This is a genomic window from Martinezella sp. CNPSo 3732 (assembly GCF_057784515.1).
Window position 1 is genome coordinate 103,057 of record NZ_JBXSOO010000006.1, and the last position, 18,549, is coordinate 121,605.

The 18,549-nt window shown below is 58.9% G+C and carries 15 protein-coding genes; 5 read left to right on the top strand and 10 right to left on the bottom strand.

Annotated features, from left to right (window positions below):
* Nucleotides 1-24: 24 nt before the first annotated feature.
* Nucleotides 25-939, bottom strand: coding sequence for a 4-hydroxybenzoate octaprenyltransferase (gene ubiA, locus AC13RM_RS14040; protein ID WP_374821599.1), 915 nt, complete (start codon nucleotides 937-939; stop codon nucleotides 25-27).
* 152 nt (nucleotides 940-1,091) lie between these two features.
* On the bottom strand, nucleotides 1,092-1,514 hold the full coding sequence (locus AC13RM_RS14045) for a RidA family protein (protein WP_113233459.1): 423 nt from the start codon (nucleotides 1,512-1,514) through the stop codon (nucleotides 1,092-1,094).
* Nucleotides 1,515-1,681: 167 nt separating this feature from the next.
* Here AC13RM_RS14045 and AC13RM_RS14050 point away from each other — a divergent pair, with 167 nt between their 5' ends.
* Entirely contained in the window at nucleotides 1,682-2,269 is a 588-nt protein-coding gene (locus tag AC13RM_RS14050) for a TetR/AcrR family transcriptional regulator (protein ID WP_374821596.1), read from the top strand.
* Nucleotides 2,270-2,346: 77 nt separating this feature from the next.
* Here AC13RM_RS14050 and AC13RM_RS14055 read toward each other — a convergent pair whose 3' ends face one another.
* A complete protein-coding gene (locus AC13RM_RS14055) occupies nucleotides 2,347-3,018 on the bottom strand; it encodes a DsbA family oxidoreductase (RefSeq protein ID WP_374821593.1) in 672 nt (223 codons plus the stop codon).
* Between the two features lie 93 nt (nucleotides 3,019-3,111).
* A complete protein-coding gene (locus AC13RM_RS14060) occupies nucleotides 3,112-4,923 on the bottom strand; it encodes an extracellular solute-binding protein (RefSeq protein ID WP_488555199.1) in 1,812 nt (603 codons plus the stop codon).
* A gap of 264 nt (nucleotides 4,924-5,187) precedes the next feature.
* Between AC13RM_RS14060 and AC13RM_RS14065 the strand changes: the two genes are divergently transcribed.
* A complete protein-coding gene (locus tag AC13RM_RS14065; RefSeq protein ID WP_047633354.1) occupies nucleotides 5,188-5,847 on the top strand; it encodes an invasion associated locus B family protein in 660 nt (219 codons plus the stop codon).
* A 151-nt stretch (nucleotides 5,848-5,998) separates the two neighbouring features.
* On the opposite strand, the gene hspQ is transcribed toward AC13RM_RS14065, so the two are convergent.
* From hspQ to AC13RM_RS14080, 3 genes are all read right to left on the bottom strand, one after another.
* Complete coding sequence (gene hspQ, locus AC13RM_RS14070; protein ID WP_069612159.1) at nucleotides 5,999-6,328, bottom strand: heat shock protein HspQ; 330 nt, start codon at nucleotides 6,326-6,328, stop codon at nucleotides 5,999-6,001.
* A 208-nt stretch (nucleotides 6,329-6,536) separates the two neighbouring features.
* Complete coding sequence (glnA, locus tag AC13RM_RS14075; protein ID WP_113229899.1) at nucleotides 6,537-7,946, bottom strand: type I glutamate--ammonia ligase; 1,410 nt, start codon at nucleotides 7,944-7,946, stop codon at nucleotides 6,537-6,539.
* A gap of 64 nt (nucleotides 7,947-8,010) precedes the next feature.
* Nucleotides 8,011-8,349 (bottom strand): P-II family nitrogen regulator, encoded by a 339-nt coding sequence (locus tag AC13RM_RS14080; RefSeq protein ID WP_015339877.1) that lies wholly within the window; start codon nucleotides 8,347-8,349, stop codon nucleotides 8,011-8,013.
* A 348-nt stretch (nucleotides 8,350-8,697) separates the two neighbouring features.
* Between AC13RM_RS14080 and AC13RM_RS14085 the strand changes: the two genes are divergently transcribed.
* Nucleotides 8,698-10,173, top strand: a complete 1,476-nt coding sequence (locus AC13RM_RS14085; protein ID WP_488555200.1) for an NAD(P)H-hydrate dehydratase — start codon at nucleotides 8,698-8,700, stop codon at nucleotides 10,171-10,173.
* A gap of 2 nt (nucleotides 10,174-10,175) precedes the next feature.
* Here the strand turns inward: AC13RM_RS14085 and AC13RM_RS14090 are convergent, their stop codons facing one another.
* Complete coding sequence (locus AC13RM_RS14090; protein WP_488555201.1) at nucleotides 10,176-10,982, bottom strand: DUF72 domain-containing protein; 807 nt, start codon at nucleotides 10,980-10,982, stop codon at nucleotides 10,176-10,178.
* A 33-nt stretch (nucleotides 10,983-11,015) separates the two neighbouring features.
* Nucleotides 11,016-13,937, bottom strand: a complete 2,922-nt coding sequence (uvrA, locus tag AC13RM_RS14095) for an excinuclease ABC subunit UvrA (RefSeq protein ID WP_488555202.1) — start codon at nucleotides 13,935-13,937, stop codon at nucleotides 11,016-11,018.
* 271 nt (nucleotides 13,938-14,208) lie between these two features.
* On the opposite strand from uvrA, the gene AC13RM_RS14100 reads away from it, so the two are divergent.
* Nucleotides 14,209-14,778, top strand: a complete 570-nt coding sequence (locus AC13RM_RS14100; protein ID WP_113229926.1) for a single-stranded DNA-binding protein — start codon at nucleotides 14,209-14,211, stop codon at nucleotides 14,776-14,778.
* A gap of 51 nt (nucleotides 14,779-14,829) precedes the next feature.
* Here the strand turns inward: AC13RM_RS14100 and AC13RM_RS14105 are convergent, their stop codons facing one another.
* Nucleotides 14,830-15,462, bottom strand: coding sequence for a MarC family protein (locus AC13RM_RS14105; RefSeq protein ID WP_113229925.1), 633 nt, complete (start codon nucleotides 15,460-15,462; stop codon nucleotides 14,830-14,832).
* A 224-nt stretch (nucleotides 15,463-15,686) separates the two neighbouring features.
* On the opposite strand from AC13RM_RS14105, the gene gyrA reads away from it, so the two are divergent.
* Complete coding sequence (gyrA, locus tag AC13RM_RS14110; RefSeq protein WP_374822142.1) at nucleotides 15,687-18,482, top strand: DNA gyrase subunit A; 2,796 nt, start codon at nucleotides 15,687-15,689, stop codon at nucleotides 18,480-18,482.
* Nucleotides 18,483-18,549 lie beyond the last annotated feature (67 nt).

The window sequence follows — 18,549 nt, forward strand, 5'->3', positions numbered from 1 at the left end:
CGGATCTCTTCCTTTTGGCGCGGCTTACAGAGTTCCGGCAAAGGCCGCTGCGGCCAGCAACATACCCGTTAGAATGTTCGCTAAAAACAGTCGGTAATTGATCTCGGGGCGTGAGAGATCGAGGCGCCAGGTCTGCCAGCCGAGATGCACGGCGATGACGAACATTCCGACGACATAGGGCAATGACATGCCCGTCAGCCACCCGCCGGCGGACCATGCCACGATGGCAATGGCATAGAACAGGCCGATACATGCTTTGCCGCGGTTGCCGAATAGGATGGCGGTCGATTTCAAGCCCAGTCGCGCATCGTCGCGAACGTCGACATAAGCATAGACGGTATCGTATCCGATCTGCCAGGCGATAGCTCCAAGCCACATCAGAACCGCACCGAGGGGAATCGCGCCTGTGACTTCCGACCAGGCCATCAGCATTCCCCAATTGAATGCCGCACCAAGAATGGCCTGGGGCCAATATGTGAAACGCTTGCAGAGCGGATAAACAAACACGAGCGGCAAGACACTAATCGCGACGAGGCGCGTCCAAGGCGTCAGAAAGAATAACAGCGAGGCGGCCAGTGCCAGTTCCGCGGCAAGAAACAGCACGGCCTGCCGCACGCCGATCTCTCCGCTGGCCAAGGGGCGGAAGCGGGTTCGCTCGACATGGCCGTCGAATTTCCGATCTGCAATGTCGTTGACGGTCGAGCCTGCGCTTCTCATCAGCAATGCGCCCAGCGAGAAGATGGCCAGCTGTCTGAGATCTGGAAAGCCATGTGAGGCTTGGATGAGCGCTGCCCAGCAGGGAAAAAGCGTGAGCCAAATGCCAACGGGCCGATCCAGCCGCGCAAGTCGCGTGTAGGGTCTCAACGCCGCAGGCAAGCGGCGATCCACCCAGTCTCCCAGTGTTATATCGCTCAGATCGGGGCGGGTGGAAACGTTCATCATCGAAATCCGCAGTTTCATCGACAAAGAAAATTAGCGACTTCCGCACATCTCGCAACGGCTTGAAGCGCGGCCGCGTAAATTTAGCTTTGAGGGCCACGCCCAGCCCGCGACGGTCATTTTCCGCTGCGGGCTGAAATCTGATCATACCCTCAAGCCGCCTGCGGCTCGCGCATCTCCCCAACATCCGGAATGCGCGCGATGACTTTGATTTCGAAATCGAAGCCCGCCAGCCAGTTGACGCCGATCGCCGTCCAGTTCGGGTAGGGCTTTTCGGTGAAGATCTGGTTCTTGACGGTCATGATAGCGCCGAACTGCCGCTCCGGATCGGTGTGGAAGGTGGTGACATCGATGATGTCATCGAAGGTGCAGCCTGCGGCTTCCAGGGTTGTTTTCAGATTGTCGAAGGCAAGTTGAACCTGCTTCTCGAAATCAGGCTCCGGGCTTCCGTCGGCGCGGCTGCCGACCTGGCCGGAGACAAACAGCAGATCGCCGGAGCGGATTGCTGCGGAATAGCCATGCTCCTCATAAAGCGCATGCCTGTTCTTCGGGAAGATTGCGTTACGTGTCGTCATGGTATCGGCTCTCATTCGTGTTGACGTGAAAAGATGGGAAGGATGCAAGCTGGCGCGAGGCTTCCAATCCGCCGTCTGATTTGATATACGGCGTGTATGTGAAATATTCATATGCGCGGCGTATGTCAATATTTCAAATACGAAACGTATGTGAAATTGAGGCTAATATGGCAAAACGCCTGGAAACGATGGAAGAAAATCGTAACAAGCTGATTGTCGCCGCGCGGAAAGCCTTCGCGGAGAAAGGATTTGCGGCGGCTTCGATGGATGAATTGACGGCGGATGTCGGCCTGACGAGGGGCGCCCTCTATCATAATTTCGGCGACAAGCGCGGATTGCTCGCCGCCGTCGTCGATCAGATCGACAACGAACTGGCGCTACGGGCGAGGGAGATCGGCGTACAGGCGGGTGATGACTGGCAAGGCCTGCTTGCGGAAGGTGAAGCCTATATCAAGATGGCGCTTGAGCCCGAGGTCCAGCGCATCGTCCTGCTCGACGGGCCGGCTGTTTTGGGCGATCCGTCGAAATGGCCAAGTCAGAATAGCTGCCTCGCCGGCACCCGGCAGACAGTCTCAAAACTTCTGGAACAAGAGGTGGTCAAGCCGGTCGATCCCGAGGCGGCTGCCCGGCTCATTTCCGGCGCAGCGCTGAATGCTGCCCTTTGGGTTGCTGCCAGCGATGACCCGGCGGAAGTGCTGCCCAAAGCGATAGAGGCCTTCCGGGCGATGGCTTCGGGATTACTGGCAAAAACCTGATGCCGGTATGACGCGGCTACTTCCGCGAATCGCAGATCGCGGAAGCTCTTGCTATGATCGAAAAGGCGGAATCCCGCTTAGTTCATCCCCGCCCGTGCTTCCGTTTTCATCTTGGCGATGTCGCGCAAGGCTTCGGCGAGCACATCGGGCGTCTGCGCGCCGCTGACCGCATATTGCTGGTCGAAGATGAAGAAGGGCACTCCGTTGACGCCGATCTTCTGGGCGGCGTCAATTTCGCCGATGATCAGATCGCGATCCGCCTCCGAGGCCAGCAGCGTTGATATGACCGAGCGGTCGAGCCCCGCTTCTTCGGCAATGTCGAGCAGCACGGCATGATCGCCGACATTGCGGCCTTGTTCGAAATTCGCCTTGAAGAGGGCATCCACCACCTTGTCCTGTTTTTCGCGGCTTTCGGTGACGGACCAATGGATGAGGCGATGGGCGTCTAGCGTGTTCGGACCGATCTTGATGGCGTCGAAATCGAACTTGATGCCCACTTCACGGCCGAGCTCGGTGAGCATCTTGTGGCCCTGCGCCACACGTTCCGCGCCGCCGAGCTTCTGCTCGAGCGCCTTTTTCTGGTCGACGCCTTCGGGCGGATAGTCGGGATTGAGCCGATAGGGCCGCCAGTTGAGGTCGACGCCTACTTCGTCCTGTACCTCGGCAATCGCCAGCTCCAGGCGGGCCTTGCCGAGATAGCACCATGGGCAGACGACGTCCGAGACGATGTCGATCGTGATGCGTTCCATGGTTTCATCCTTTCGGTTTTCGGGCTGTTCTCCTCCATCTAGGCCTTTGCACCGATGGCTTCAACCGGTTACCAAAAGGGAACCATTGCGATGCTATTGCGCCGAGGCGTCCCACCACGCGGGTAAATAGTAGCCATAGAGCGGCAAAGCCGCGGGATGATCGATGCGGCTGCGCCGCGCAGCCCATTGCTGATCGACATGATAGAGCGGCACAAGATAATAGCCGGAGATCAGCATCCGATCGAACGAACGCACGGCGTCGCGGAAATCCTCGGCTGAGTGTGCCGTCAGAAAATGCGATATCAACGTATCTACGTCGGGATCTTCGACGAGGGCAAAGTTGAAGCTGCCCGGCATTTTCGCGGCGGCGGAACCCCATCGCGCCACCTGTTCGATTCCCGGCGACAACGACGAGGGGTAGGATTTGATGATCATGTCGTAGTCGTAGTTGATCGTCCGGAGCTGATACTGCGAATCGTCGACCGTACGAATCGTCACCGCGATGCCAAGCAGTTCCAGAGACCGTCGGTAAGGGATCGCGATGCGCTCCTGGTCTGCATTCTGCGTCAATATCTCGAAGCTGAGTTGCCGACCGCTCTTATCGACCATCTTCTCGCCGCGGATCGTATAGCCACCCTCCTTCAGCAGCGCTACCGCCCTGCGCAAGATCTTGCGGTCGCGTCCGGAACCATCGCTGACGGGTAGCTTATAGGTGCCGTCGAGCACGTCTGGATCGATGCGGTCCTTGATCGGACCCAACATCGCGAGTTCATGTGCATCCGCAGGAACACCGAAGGATGAAAGATCAGAATTCTGCCAATAGCTCTGCGTGCGCTGGTAGGCGCCCGAGTAGAGATTGCGGTTCATCCATTCGAAATCGAAGGCAAGCGTCAGTCCCTTGCGCACATTCTTGTCGGCAAACATCGACCGCCGCGTATTGAAGACGAAACCGAGCATGCCGCTTGGCGTTTTCGGCCTGAAGGTCTCCTTGACGATGACGCCGGAGGTTACTGCTGGGAAATTATAAGCCTGCTGCCAATGACTGGGGCTACCGTCCGGATAAATATCGACATCGCCTTTCTTGAAGGCTTCGAACAGAGTGGTGTCCTGCAGGAAATAATTGACGGCGATCTCATCATAATTGTCGATGCCGATTTTTGACGGGAGATTCTTGCCCCAATAGTCGTTACGGCGCTCGAAGACGATGCGCTGGCCGGGATCGATACTTTTGATCCTGTAGGGGCCGGAACCGACGGGAATACGAAGCGAAGTCTGGTCGAAACCATCGGGATCGACGGCGTGCTTCGGCAGAATCGGCAGCGACGAGGCGATGATTAGCGGCGTTTCGCGATTGGCCTTCGCGTTGAAGCGGATCAATACGCTGCGCTCGCCGACTTTTTCCATGCCGTCGATGGTCTCAAGCCAGGATGAAAATGGCACGCGACCTTTGTCGCGCAGCAACTGGAATGTGAAGATCACATCTTCCGACGTTACGGGCTGCCCGTCCGACCATTTGGCATCGGGATTGAGGTTGAATCGGATGAAACTCCTGCTTTCGTCCCATTCGACCGTCTGCGCCAGCAAACCGTAAAGGGTGAAGGGCTCGTCGCGCGAACGCACCATCAGCGACTCGTAGAGGAGATTGCCGTATTCCGGGTCCCACATACCGCGTGCGGTCGTGCGCATGCTTTTCAGGATGAAGGGATTGAGATTGTCGAAAGTGCCGACGACGCCATAGCTGACGCGGCCGCCCTTTTTGACATCCGGATTGACGTAAGGGAAATGCTTGTAGTCTGCCGGCAACGCCGGATCTCCGTGCATGGCGATGCCGTAAAGCGGCTGAGCCGCCGCGGCGTTGCACAAGGTTGCGAAGAACAGGAAGGCAGCGATCCGGAGCGCTTGCATGGCATCCTTTCCGGGAAGGGTACGATTCGGCCGAACATTATCACGAGCGTGCCGAATTCAACACGCGACTGCGGAAATCTTAGGACTTGGCGGAAAAGGCCAAAGAAAAGCTGGATATCCGTGCCAGTGCGATGTAACAGGGGTGCCGGGTTTCTCGGGTCATGTATTTGCCTTATTCATTCGACAGGTGGACGACGGTTTGACCCGAATTGCATGGGACGGCGCGCTGTCGTCCCGAAGCGGATTTCAGGAGGCGGTTTCGCTATGATGTTCAAGACTGACAACAAAATGCGGGCAGGTCTCTCTGCTCTGGCTCTCATGATTGGCGCGGCCATGCCGGCTGCCGCTTTCGCGCAGGATGCGTCCAACGCAGCTCCGGCCGATGGCGGTGGTGACCCCAACCAGCCGCGTCTGGGCTGGTACAAGACCTGCACCAAGCAGGACGATGCCGATATCTGCATCGTGCAGAACCTGATCATGGCCAACAACGGCCAGCTCGTGACGGCTGTCGGCCTCATCTCCGTCGATGGCAAGGTCAACCGCAAGATCCTGCAGATCTCCGTTCCGACGGCTCGCCTCATTCCGCCGGGCATCACCATGCAGGTCGATGGCGGCAAGGGCCAGAAGCTCGATTACGCCGTCTGCCTTCCGGACAAGTGCACCGCGGAAGTCCCCGTCACGGACGCGATGATCGCCTCGCTGAAGAAGGGCACCGACGTCACCTTCACCTCGGTGAACTTCCGTCGCGCTCCGAACCCGATCAAGATCTCGCTGACCGGCTTCGGCGCCGCTTTCGACGGCCCGGCGATCTCCGACAGCAAACTTGCCGAAAGCCAGAAGAGCCTGCAGGACAGCATGCAGAAAAAGGCCGAGGAAGCTCGCAAGAAGCTCGAAGACGCGCAGAAGGCTGCCAAGCAGCAGTAAGCTGACGATAGTCTCCTTTCATGAGAAAAAGCCCGGAGCGCTCCGGGCTTTTTCTTTGCGTAGAGGACGGCATGCGATGCTCGGAAGCCAAATAAAAAGGGAAGGCGTTGGGAGCGCCTTCCCTTTGGAATAGGATATATTTTACCCGCGTTTAATGGGCAAAGCTCATCTTGGGCTTGAGCTGCCCGGTCGGGGCCTGGTCGAAGATCTGAGCGACCTGCGGATTGCGCAGGGGAACGCCGCTCTCATCGTTGATGAGGTTCTGCTCCGATACGTATGCGACATATTCCGTCTCGTCGTTTTCGGCGAGAAGGTGATAGAAGGGCTGGTCCTTATCGGGACGCACTTCCGCAGGAATGGAATTCCACCATTCCTCTGTATTTGCGAATTCCGGATCGACATCGAAGATGACACCGCGGAAGGGGAACATCCGGTGTCGAACCACGTCGCCAATATTGAATTTTGCGTTTCGTTGTTTCATGGCACGACTTCCTTTCAAGCAATCATGTGGTGACTTTCACCACTGATATCAAGGATTTTGCCCCCATTCCTTCATTGAACTGTCACATTCGGCTCAGTTCTGCGCCGAGCAACAGCTCAATGTGAAAACGATATTTGGAGGGACGCCTGCCACCGGCTTCCTCATTATGAAGAAAGCCCCGGCAAGGCCGGGGCTTTCGTAACTTGTATCAGACCGAATAGTACATGTCGTATTCGACCGGATGCGGGGTCATTTCGAAGCGCATGACTTCCTGCATCTTCAGTTCGATGAAGGCATCGATCTGATCGTCGTCGAAAACGCCGCCAGCGGTCAGGAACTTGCGGTCCTTGTCCAGGCTTTCCAGCGCTTCGCGCAGCGAGCCGCACACAGTCGGGATCTTCTTCAGCTCCTTCGGCGGCAGATCGTAGAGATCCTTGTCCATGGCCTTGCCGGGATGGATCTTGTTCTTGATGCCATCGAGGCCAGCCATCAGCATGGCGGCGAAACCGAGGTAGGGGTTGGCGGTCGGGTCAGGGAAGCGGACTTCGACGCGCTTTGCCTTCGGGTTCGAGCCGAACGGAATGCGGCAGGAGGCGGAACGGTTGCGAGCCGAATAGGCAAGCAGAACCGGAGCTTCATAGCCCGGGACGAGACGCTTGTAAGAGTTCGTCGACGGGTTGGTGAAGGCATTGATCGCCTTGGCATGCTTGATGATGCCGCCGATGTAATAGAGGCAGCTCTCGGACAGACCTGCATATTCGTCGCCGGCGAAGGTCGGCTTGCCGCCCTTCCAGATCGACTGGTGAACGTGCATGCCCGAGCCGTTGTCGCCGAAGATCGGCTTCGGCATGAAGGTTGCCGTCTTGCCGTAGGCATTGGCGACCTGATGCACCACATACTTATAGATCTGCATCTTATCGGCGTTGCGCACCAGCGTGTCGAACTTGATGCCGAGCTCGTGCTGGGCGGCGGCGACTTCATGGTGATGCTTTTCGACGACGACGCCCATTTCGGTGAGAACCGTCAGCATTTCGGAGCGCATGTCTTGGCAGCTGTCGATCGGCGGGACCGGGAAGTAGCCGCCCTTGATGCGCGGACGGTGGCCGAGGTTGCCGGTCTCATAGTCGGTGTCGTCGTTGGACGGCAGTTCGCTGGAGTCGAGCTTGAAGCCGGTGTTGTAGGGATCGGCCTTGTACTTCACGTCATCGAAGACGAAGAATTCGGCTTCCGGGCCGAAGAAGGCGGTGTCGCCGATGCCGGAGGCCTTCAGATAGGCTTCGGCCTTTTTGGCGGTGCCGCGCGGATCGCGGTTATAGGCTTCGCCGGAGACCGGATCGAGGATGTCGCAGAGGATGACCATGGTGGACTGCGCGAAGAACGGGTCCATGTGAACCGTATCCGGGTCGGGCATCAGCACCATGTCGGATTCGTTGATGGCCTTCCAACCGGCAATCGAGGAGCCGTCGAACATGACGCCATCGGCGAACATGTCCTCGTCCACACAGACGATATCCATCGTCAGGTGCTGCAGCTTGCCCTTGGGATCCGTAAAGCGCAGGTCAACGAACTTGACGTCGTTATCCTTGATTTGTTTCAAAATTTCGCTTGCGGTCGTCATTAAATTACTTCCCTTGACTTAGATGACGATTAAACGAGCCGCGGCCGAGAATGGGCCGGGCAGATTAAATGGCGTCGATACCCGTCTCACCGGTGCGGATTCGAATGACTTCTTCCACGTTGGAAACGAAAATCTTTCCGTCGCCGATACGGCCTGTTTGCGCAGCCTTGCGGATGGCCTCGATCACCGCTTCCGCATTTTCGTCCGCCAATACAACTTCGACCTTCACCTTCGGCAGGAAGTCGACGACGTATTCGGCGCCACGGTAAAGCTCCGTATGGCCCTTCTGACGACCGAAGCCCTTCGCTTCCGTGACGGTGATGCCCTGCAGGCCGACTTCCTGAAGGGCTTCCTTCACTTCGTCGAGCTTGAAGGGCTTAATGATCGCTTCGATCTTTTTCATGAGAAAATGTCTCTCCGCTTCTCCTGATACAGCAGGACTACTCCCCGCTCGGCCAACGTAATGCACGTACCATGCCAATTGAGGACGAACCGCCGTAAAAAATCTCGGCGAATTCGCACCGAGACGATGAATTGATGAGGATTTTTCGGAAAAATGGAAGCGATTTCGCGCGGAAATGCGTGGGATAAGCAAAATTTCGCAAAAAAGAGCCATGCGCGGCAGGTTTGTGCTTCGGCAAGGCCTTGAATGTTATTGTTTAATTATTATGCAAATGCATATTTATCGACCAAAATGGCCGCTGTAATAGCGGTTGTTTTTGAGGCAGATTTCGCATCTATAATATCCGCCATGATGTTGCCGCTCGCCGATCTGCTCCTCACCCCTGATGCCATGTCTGCCGTCGATCGCGCTGCGGCCGCATCCGGCATTGATTCCTATGGGCTTATGGAGAAGGCAGGGCAGGCGGTTGCTGCCGTCGCGCTCCGGCACTTTCCCGGAGCCGTCCGATATGCCGTTCTCTGCGGGCCGGGAAACAATGGTGGCGACGGTTATGTGGCAGCGCGCGCGCTGAAAAGGGCCGGGGCCCAAGTGCGGCTTTTCCATCTTGGCGATCCCCAGCGGCTCAAGGGCGATGCGGCCCACGCCTTTGCTGATTGCCCGGTCGAGGGCAAGACGATCGAGGGCTTTATTCCACTGGCTGGCGACGTCGTGATCGATGCGATCTTCGGCGCGGGTCTCTCACGACCGGTTCCGGATGACGTTGCTGCCACTATCGCGCGCGTCGCGGCTGCGGATATTCCCGTGATTTCAGTCGATCTCCCGTCTGGTCTCGATGGTCGCAGCGGCCAGATTCTCGGTGCAGCCTTCCATGCCGCGCGCACGGTGACCTTCATGACGCGCAAGCCGGGCCACCTTCTCTTGCCCGGTCGCGACCTGTGCGGAGAGCTGGAGGTCTTCGATATCGGCATTCCCGACCGCATCGTTCGCGCCCATGCCGACCGCTCGCTCGCCGAAAACGAGCCGGCACAGTGGCAGGCGGCCATACCCTCGGCAGGCGTCGAGACGCACAAATACAAGCGAGGCCATCTCGTCGTTTTCTCTGGCGGGCCGAATGCGACAGGTGCCGCCCGCATGTCCGCCATGGCCGGGCTAAAGGCTGGGGCAGGGCTCGTCACCATCGCCTCGCCGCCCGAGGCGCTTGATGTCAATGCCGGCCTGCTGACGGCAGTCATGCTGCATGCCATCGCGGATGAAGCATCATTGCGCGAATGGCTTACTGATAAACGCCTTTCGACCTTCGTTCTTGGGCCTGGCTTCGGCGCCGGTGAAAAGGCGCGGCAATTCTGCCTCGCGCTCGCGGATCGCCATTTGGTAGTCGATGCGGACGGCATCACCTCGTTTCGCGACGAGCCGAAGCGATTGTTCGATGCCTTTGCCGAGGGACCGACACGTTTGGTACTGACGCCGCATGAGGGGGAATTCGCGCGGCTTTTTCCCGATATTGCTGCGGACGAACGCCTGAGCAAGATCGACAAGGCGAGGGCGGCGGCGGCCAGAGCCCATGCCGCCATCATCTACAAGGGTGCCGATAGCGTGATCGCCGCTCCGGACGGGCGCGCGCTGATCAATGCCAATGCGCCTCCCTGGCTTGCCACGGCCGGCTCCGGCGATGTGCTCGCCGGCATTGTCGGCGGCCTGATGGCGCAGGGAGCGCCGGCATTCGAGGCGGCCGCCGCCGGCGTCTGGCTGCATGGCCTTGCCGGCCAACGTGCCGGCAAGGGGCTGACCGCCGAAGACCTCGTGGCAGCCGTCAAACCCCTATAGTGCTATTTCGCCACTTCCTGCTGCAAGGCGATCGCACCGGGCGGCGCATTTACCTTGCCCTCATGGATCATGAAGGCGAAGACATCGCGCGGTTCCGCCTTGACCTTACGCTTTGCATCGATCAGCGGCAGATCATCAGGCACATTGCCTTTCGCCCATGTTTTCAGGCGATCCGCCCAGGCTTTCAGATCCTTCGGCGGATAGCAGGTCTCGATATCATCCGATCCCTTCTGCAGGCGGGCATAGACGAAGTCGGCCGTGACATCCGCAATCATCGGATATTCGAAATGCTCAGCGCAAACGGGCGCGACATTGTATTTTTCGAGCAGCGTGACGAACTCCGGCACCTTGAAGGAATCGTGCCGGACTTCTACGACGTGTTTCAGTGCAAGACCATCCTGCTTCGCCGGCAGCAGCTTCAGGAAAGCCTCGAAATCATCCGGATCGAATTTCTTCGTCGGCGCAAACTGCCAAAGCAGGGGGCCGAGATGATCACCGAGTTCGCTGATACCTGACTCCAGAAACTTCTGCATGGACTCACCCGCTTCGGCCAGGACGCGGCGGTTGGTGACGAAACGCGTCGCCTTCAGGGAGAAAATAAAGCCGTTGGGGACATCGGCGGCCCATTTGGCAAACACTTCAGGCTTCTGCGTGCTGTAATAGGTGCCGTTGACCTCGATCACCCTAAGCTGGCGGCTGGCATAATTCAGCTCGTCCTTCTGTTTCAGCGTGTCGGGATAGAAAGTCCCGCGCCACGGCTCGAAGGTCCATCCGCCGATACCTGTGCGGATTTCGCCCGCTTTGGTCATTCTCTCCTCCTTGGCCATTCGGCCGGGTCAATCTCACTCCGCCGCCGCAACCTTCTTCAGCGGCCGCCGCTCCAGCAATTCTTTCAGGAATTGCCCCGTATAGGAGCGCTTCTCCTTCACGATCGCCTCCGGCGTGCCGACAGCCACGATCTCGCCACCGCCATCGCCGCCCTCCGGACCGAAATCGAGGATCCAGTCGGCAGTCTTGATGACTTCGAGATTGTGCTCGATGACCACGACGGAATTGCCTTGATTGACCAGCTCATGCAGCATTTCCAGAAGTTTGGCGACATCGTGGAAGTGCAGCCCGGTTGTGGGTTCGTCGAGGATGTAGAGCGTGCGGCCCGTCGATCGCTTCGACAGTTCCTTGGCTAGCTTGACGCGCTGCGCCTCGCCACCCGAAAGCGTGTTTGCCTGTTGTCCCACCTTGATATAGCCGAGGCCGACATCCTTCAGGCTCTGCAGCTTGTCGCGCACGGCGGGAACGGCCGCAAAGAAATCGACGCCTTCCTCGACCGTCATGTCGAGCACGTCGGCGATCGACTTGGTCTTGAAGGTGACGTCGAGGGTTTCGCGGTTATAGCGCTTGCCGTGACAGACGTCGCAGGTAACGTAGACATCGGGCAGGAAGTGCATCTCGATCTTGATGACACCATCGCCCTGGCAGGCCTCGCAGCGGCCGCCCTTGACGTTGAAGGAGAAGCGGCCCGGCTGATAGCCGCGTGCCTTGGCTTCCGGCAGGCCGGCAAACCAGTCGCGGATCGGCGTGAATGCGCCGGTATAGGTCGCCGGATTTGAGCGCGGCGTGCGGCCGATCGGCGACTGATCGATGTCGATCACCTTGTCGATATGTTCGAAACCGTCGATGCGGTCATGATCGGCCGGGATTTCGCGGGCGCCCATGACGCGCCGCGCAGCCGACTTGTAAAGCGTCTCGATCAGGAATGTCGACTTGCCGCCGCCGGAAACGCCCGTAACGGCCGTGAAAACGCCGAGCGGGATGGACGCCGTAACGTTCTTGAGGTTATTGCCCCGTGCGCCGACGACCTTGATTTCCTTGCCCTTCTTGGGCTTGCGGCGTTCGTTCGGAACCGGCACGCCAAGCTCGCCGGAGAGATATTTACCGGTCAGTGACTTCGGGTTCGCCATAATGTCCTGCGGCGTCCCATGCGCCACCACCTGGCCGCCATGGACGCCGGCCGCTGGGCCGATATCGACGACATCATCGGCCGTCAGGATCGCATCCTCGTCATGCTCGACGACGATGACGGTGTTGCCGATATCCCGCAGGTGCTTCAACGTCTCCAGCAGGCGGGCATTGTCGCGCTGATGCAGGCCGATCGACGGCTCGTCGAGCACATAAAGAACGCCGGTAAGGCCCGAGCCGATCTGTGACGCCAGCCGAATGCGCTGGCTCTCGCCGCCGGACAGCGTGCCGGAATTGCGCGACAGGCTCAGATATTCGAGGCCGACATCGTTGAGGAAGCGCAGGCGATCGCGGATTTCCTTGAGAATGCGGACCGCAATCTCGTTCTGCTTGTCAGTGAAAGTACCCGGCAATGCATCGAACCAGTCACGAGCAACGCGGATCGACATCTCCGATACCTGGCTGATGTGCAGCTTGTCGATCTTGACCGCCAGGGCTTCCGGCTTCAGGCGATAGCCGTTGCAGGCCGGGCAGGGTGCTGCCGACATGAAGCGTTCGATCTCCTCGCGCGCCCAGGCTGAATCTGTTTCCTTCCAGCGGCGTTCGAGGTTCGGCACGATGCCTTCGAAATTCTTGTGCGTCGTGTAGGAGCGGGCACCGTCGGCATAATGGAATTCAATCTTGTCTTCCGTGCCGTTGAGGATGACATCCTTGGCCTTGTCGGACAGCTCATTCCAGCGGTTGCCGAGCTTGAAGCCATAATGCTTGCCGAGCGCCTCCAGCGTCTGATTGTAATAGGGCGAGGTCGACTTGGCCCAAGGCGCGATCGCGCCATCGCGTAATGTTCGTTCCGGCTCCGGCACGATCAGTTCCGGATCGATCTTCTGCTGCGAACCCAGGCCGTCACAGGACGGGCAGGCGCCGAAGGGGTTGTTGAAGGAGAATAGGCGGGGTTCGATCTCCGGAATGGTGAAGCCCGAAACGGGGCAGGCGAATTTCTCCGAGAACAGCACGCGCTCATGCGTTTCATTCAGCGACTTGTTGGCGGAACCACCGGCAGCGGTCTCCTCCGGCGGCAGCGGTTTGTCGGCGAATTCCGCGACCGCAAGACCGTCGGCAAGGCGCAATGACGTCTCGAAGCTGTCGGCAAGACGCGCCGCCATGTCGGGACGCACGACGATGCGGTCGACCACGACATCGATGTCGTGCTTGTACTTCTTGTCGAGCGCCGGCACATCGGCGATCTCGTAGAACTGGCCGTCGACCTTGACGCGCTGGAAGCCCTTTTTCATGAGCTCCGCCAGTTCCTTCTTGTATTCACCCTTACGCCCGCGCACGAGCGGCGCGAGAATATAAAGCCTTGTGCCTTCCTCGTAGGCGAGAACGCGGTCGACCATCTGGCTAACCGTCTGGCTCTCGATCGGCAGGCCGGTGACCGGCGAATAAGGCACGCCGACGCGGGCAAACAGCAGACGCATATAGTCGTAGATTTCGGTGACCGTGCCGACCGTCGAGCGCGGATTGCGCGAGGTCGTCTTCTGCTCGATCGAAATCGCCGGTGACAGACCGTCGATCTGGTCGACATCAGGCTTCTGCATCATTTCGAGGAACTGGCGCGCATAGGCCGAAAGGCTTTCGACATAGCGGCGCTGTCCCTCGGCGTAGATCGTGTCGAAAGCAAGAGACGACTTGCCGGAGCCCGAAAGGCCGGTCATGACGATCAGCTTGTTGCGTGGCAGGTCAAGATCGATGCCCTTGAGATTGTGCTCGCGCGCACCACGTATGGAAATAGTCTTCAATTCGCTCATCGTCGTATGCAGGTCCTTTGGGGTCTGCCTTTATTTAGTGATGTCAGCCCGCGAGTCGAGGCTGAAATGAAGGGTGAAGCCGGGTTTTCGATTCCGTTGACATCATCATAGGGATAAATTAGAACAAATAAAGAACAAAATTATCGCGGCGATTTCTTTGTGGATGAACGGAACTGGGAAGGCCGCATAAATAGCACCTGACGCCCGCAATGGGTTAAGGTGCTCGGATAGAATTTCAAAGCCGTCGATGGGCGGCAAGCAGGGTGGTATCATGGCCGGTAGTGTGAACAAGGTAATTCTGATTGGAAATCTCGGGGCGGACCCCGAAATCCGCCGCACGCAGGACGGCCGCCCGATCGCCAACCTCAATATTGCCACCTCGGAAACCTGGCGCGATCGTAATTCCGGCGAGCGCAAGGAAAAGACCGAATGGCACCGCGTCGTCATCTTCAATGAGGGCCTCTGCAAGGTCGCCGAGCAATATTTGAAGAAGGGCGCCAAGGTCTATATCGAAGGCGCGCTGCAGACGCGCAAATGGCAGGACCAGAACGGTCAGGATAAGTATTCGACCGAAATCGTGCTGCAAGGCTTTAATTCGACGCTGACCATGCTCGATGGCCGTGGCGAAGGCGGCGGTGCCGTCGAAGGCGGAAGCCGTGGGGGCCGCGGCGGCGGTGACTTCGGTGGTGGCTACGGCGGCGGTGGCGATTACGGTGGCGACGATTACGGCCAGTCCTCGTCGCAGAGCTCGTCCCGCAGCGGTGGTGGCAATCGTGGCGGTGGCAGCCAGGGCGGCGGCGGTAACTTCTCGCGCGATCTGGATGATGACATTCCGTTTTGAGATCGGCGCAGCTGCTTGATCTTTAAAAGCCCGCCGACTTGGCGGGTTTTTTCATGAAAGGGCGAGCGCCGCTTTTGCCCCATCCACGACGAACTGCGCGGCAAGCGCCGCAAGGATGACCCCGAGCAGCCGGGTGAGAATGGCGCGGCCGGTGGCGCCGAGCATTCGGTCGAGCCTGTCTGAAATGGCAAGGGCCGCAAAGACCAGGGCCAGATTGACAGCGATGACGCCGATCAGCTGCGCGCGGTCGAGCGTCGTCTGTAGCGAGCCGGCCAACAGAATGGTGGCCGAAATGGCGCCGGGACCGGCGATCAATGGCAAGGCGAGGGGAAAGACTGCGATATTGCGGATGTGATCCTTGGTAATGGCGACTTCCGTCGTCTTCTCTTTTCTGTCCTGCCGCCGCTCGAACACCATTTCGAAGGCGATCCAGAACAGCAGCAAGCCGCCGGCAATGCGGAACGCACCGATGGAGATGCCGAGCACACCAAGCACGCTCGCGCCGAACAAGGCGAAGGCCGCAAGGATGAAGAAGGCGATCAGCGATCCGCGTAGCGCCACCTGCTTGCGTTCCGCCCGGTTCATGCCGGCCGTAAGTCCGATGAAAAGCGGCGCGAGCCCCGGCGGATCGACAGTTACGAGCAGAGTCGTGAAGGCATTGATCAGCGTATCTGCGCTCGCCATATAGTCCCCGAAGCTTGTTTCATCGCTGTTATCAAGCATTGTTATGCGAGGAACGGGCTTTCGCAAAGGGTCATGAATCGGCGTCGATGGATTTCGCCATGGAAATGTTCGATTCCATGGCTTAAAGGGGCAAAACCTGTTCAAAAACACCGGCCCAAATTGGCGCTCGCCAGGCCTTTCGGCTATAAATTTCGCAGTGATTCTAAAAGAGATCGTGATCTGTTTTGACTGAGCAAACACCACCCGGCGGCGGGAAGCTCCCGCCAGGCATCGAGCCGATTTCCATCATGGAGGAAATGCAGCGGTCGTATCTCGATTACGCCATGAGCGTGATCGTCAGCCGCGCGCTTCCCGACGTTCGTGATGGTCTGAAGCCCGTTCATCGGCGCATACTCTATGCGGCGCATCAGAGCGGCTATCACTGGAACCGTAAATATGTGAAGTCGGCCCGTCCCGTCGCCGACGTCATGGGTAGCTACCACCCGCATGGCGACGCTTCGATCTATGACGCCTTGGTACGCATGGCGCAGGATTGGTCGATGCGCGTGCCGCTTATCGACGGGCAGGGCAATTTCGGCTCGATCGACGGTGATCCGCCAGCGGCGATGCGTTATACGGAATCGCGCCTGACGAAGGTTGCCCACGAGCTTCTCGAGGACATCGACAAGGAAACCGTCGATTTCCAGGAAAACTATGATGCGACGACGGAAGAACCAAAGGTTCTGCCGGCGCGCTTCCCGAACCTACTCGTCAACGGCTCCGGCGGCATCGCTGTAGGCATGGCGACCAACATTCCGCCGCATAACCTCTCCGAAGTCATCAACGGCTGTATTGCGCTGATCGATAATCCGGCGATCGAGCTGCCTGAGATGATGGAGATCATCCCTGGTCCGGATTTCCCGACCGGTGCGAAGATCCTCGGCCGCGCCGGCATCCGTTCCGCTTATGAGACGGGCCGCGGCTCCGTCGTCATGCGCGGTGTCGCGACGATCGAGCCGATGCGCGGTGATCGCGAGCAGATCATCATCACCGAGGTTCCCTATCAGGTGAACAAGGCGTCGATGATCGAGAAGATGGCCGAACTCGTACGCGAGAAGCGCATCGAGGGCATCTCGGACCTGCGCGACGAGTCCGACCGCCAGGGCTATCGCGTCGTCGTCGAACTCAAGCGCGATGCCAATGCCGACGTCATCCTGAACCAGCTTTATCGCTATACGCCGCTGCAGACCTCCTTCGGCTGCAACATGGTGGCGCTGAACGGCGGCAAGCCCGAGCTAATGAACCTGATGGACATGCTGCGCGCTTTCGTGGCATTCCGCGAGGAAGTCATCAGCCGCCGCACCAAGTATCTGCTGCGCAAGGCGCGCGATCGTGCCCACGTCTTGGTCGGTCTGGCGATTGCTGTCGCCAATATCGACGAAGTCATCCGCGTCATTCGCCAGGCGCCGGATCCGCAATCAGCCCGCGAAGAGCTGATGACGCGCCGCTGGAATGCTGCAGATGTCGAATCGCTTATCCGGCTAATCGACGATCCCAGGCATCGTATCAACGAAGACGGAACCTACAACCTCTCGGAAGAGCAGGCGCGCGCCATTCTCGAATTGCGTCTGGCACGCCTGACGGCTCTCGGCCGTGATGAAATCGACGAGGAGCTCAACCAGATCGGCGCGGAAATCAAGGACTACCTTGATATTCTCTCGTCGCGTGCCCGCATCCAAACCATTGTAAAAGAAGAGCTTGCCGCGGTTCGCGACGAGTTCGGAACGCCGCGCCGCACCGAGATTGTCGATGGCGGTCTCGAGATGGACGACGAGGATCTGATTGCCCGCGAGGACATGGTCGTCACGGTTTCCCATCTTGGCTATATCAAGCGTGTGCCGCTGACCACTTATCGTGCGCAGCGCCGCGGCGGTAAGGGCCGCTCGGGAATGACCACCCGCGACGAGGATTTTGTTACCCGGCTATTCGTTCTCAATACGCATACGCCGGTTCTGTTCTTCTCGTCCCGCGGTATCGTCTACAAGGAAAAGGTCTGGCGGCTGCCGATCGGCACACCGACATCGCGCGGCAAGGCGCTGATCAACATGCTGCCGCTGGAGCCTGGCGAGCGCATCACTACGATCATGCCTCTGCCGGAAGACGAAAGCACCTGGGATAATCTCGACGTGATGTTCACGACGACGCGCGGCACCGTGCGCCGCAACAAGCTGTCGGATTTCGTCCAGGTCAATCGCAACGGCAAGATCGCCATGAAGCTCGAGGAGGAGGGTGATGAAATCCTCTCCGTCGAGACCTGTACGGAACATGACGACGTACTGATGACGACGGCGCTCGGCCAGTGCATCCGCTTCTCGGTATCGGATGTGCGTGTCTTTGCTGGCCGCAATTCGATCGGCGTGCGCGGCATCACACTTGCACCGGGCGATCGCATCATCTCGATGACCATCGTCCGGCATGTGGATGCCGAGCCATGGGAGCGTGCCGCCTATCTCAAGCGCTCCGTCAGCGAACGTCGCTCCGCCACGGGCGACGACGAGGAAATCGCACTGGTTGGCGAAGAAGTCACTGAAGAGGGACAGCTCGGTGACGAGCGCTACGAAGAACTCAAGGCGCTCGAGCAGTTCATCCTGACGGTTTCGGAAAAGGGCTTCGGCAAGCGGTCGTCTTCTTACGATTTCCGCATCTCCGGCCGCGGCGGCAAGGGCATCCGCGCCACCGACACGTCGAAGACGGGCGAGATCGGCGAACTCGTCGCCGCCTTCCCGGTCGAAGACGGTGATCAGATCATGCTCGTCTCGGATGGCGGGCAGCTGATCCGTGTCCCCGTCGGCGGCATCCGCGTCGCCAGCCGCGCCACCAAGGGCGTCACCATCTTCTCCACTGCGAAGGATGAAAAGGTTGTGTCCGTCGAGCGCATCAGCGAACCGGAAGGCGACGAGGATGATGCCTCGGCAGCCGAGGACGATGCTGTCGCCGGTGACGCGGGAGAGGCTGGTGAAGAGGGCGGCAGCGAAGAGTAAAATTCGCTGAACCGAGCCGCACAAACCGCCAGCTGATCAGCTGACCCACGAAACTGAAGGATTTCAA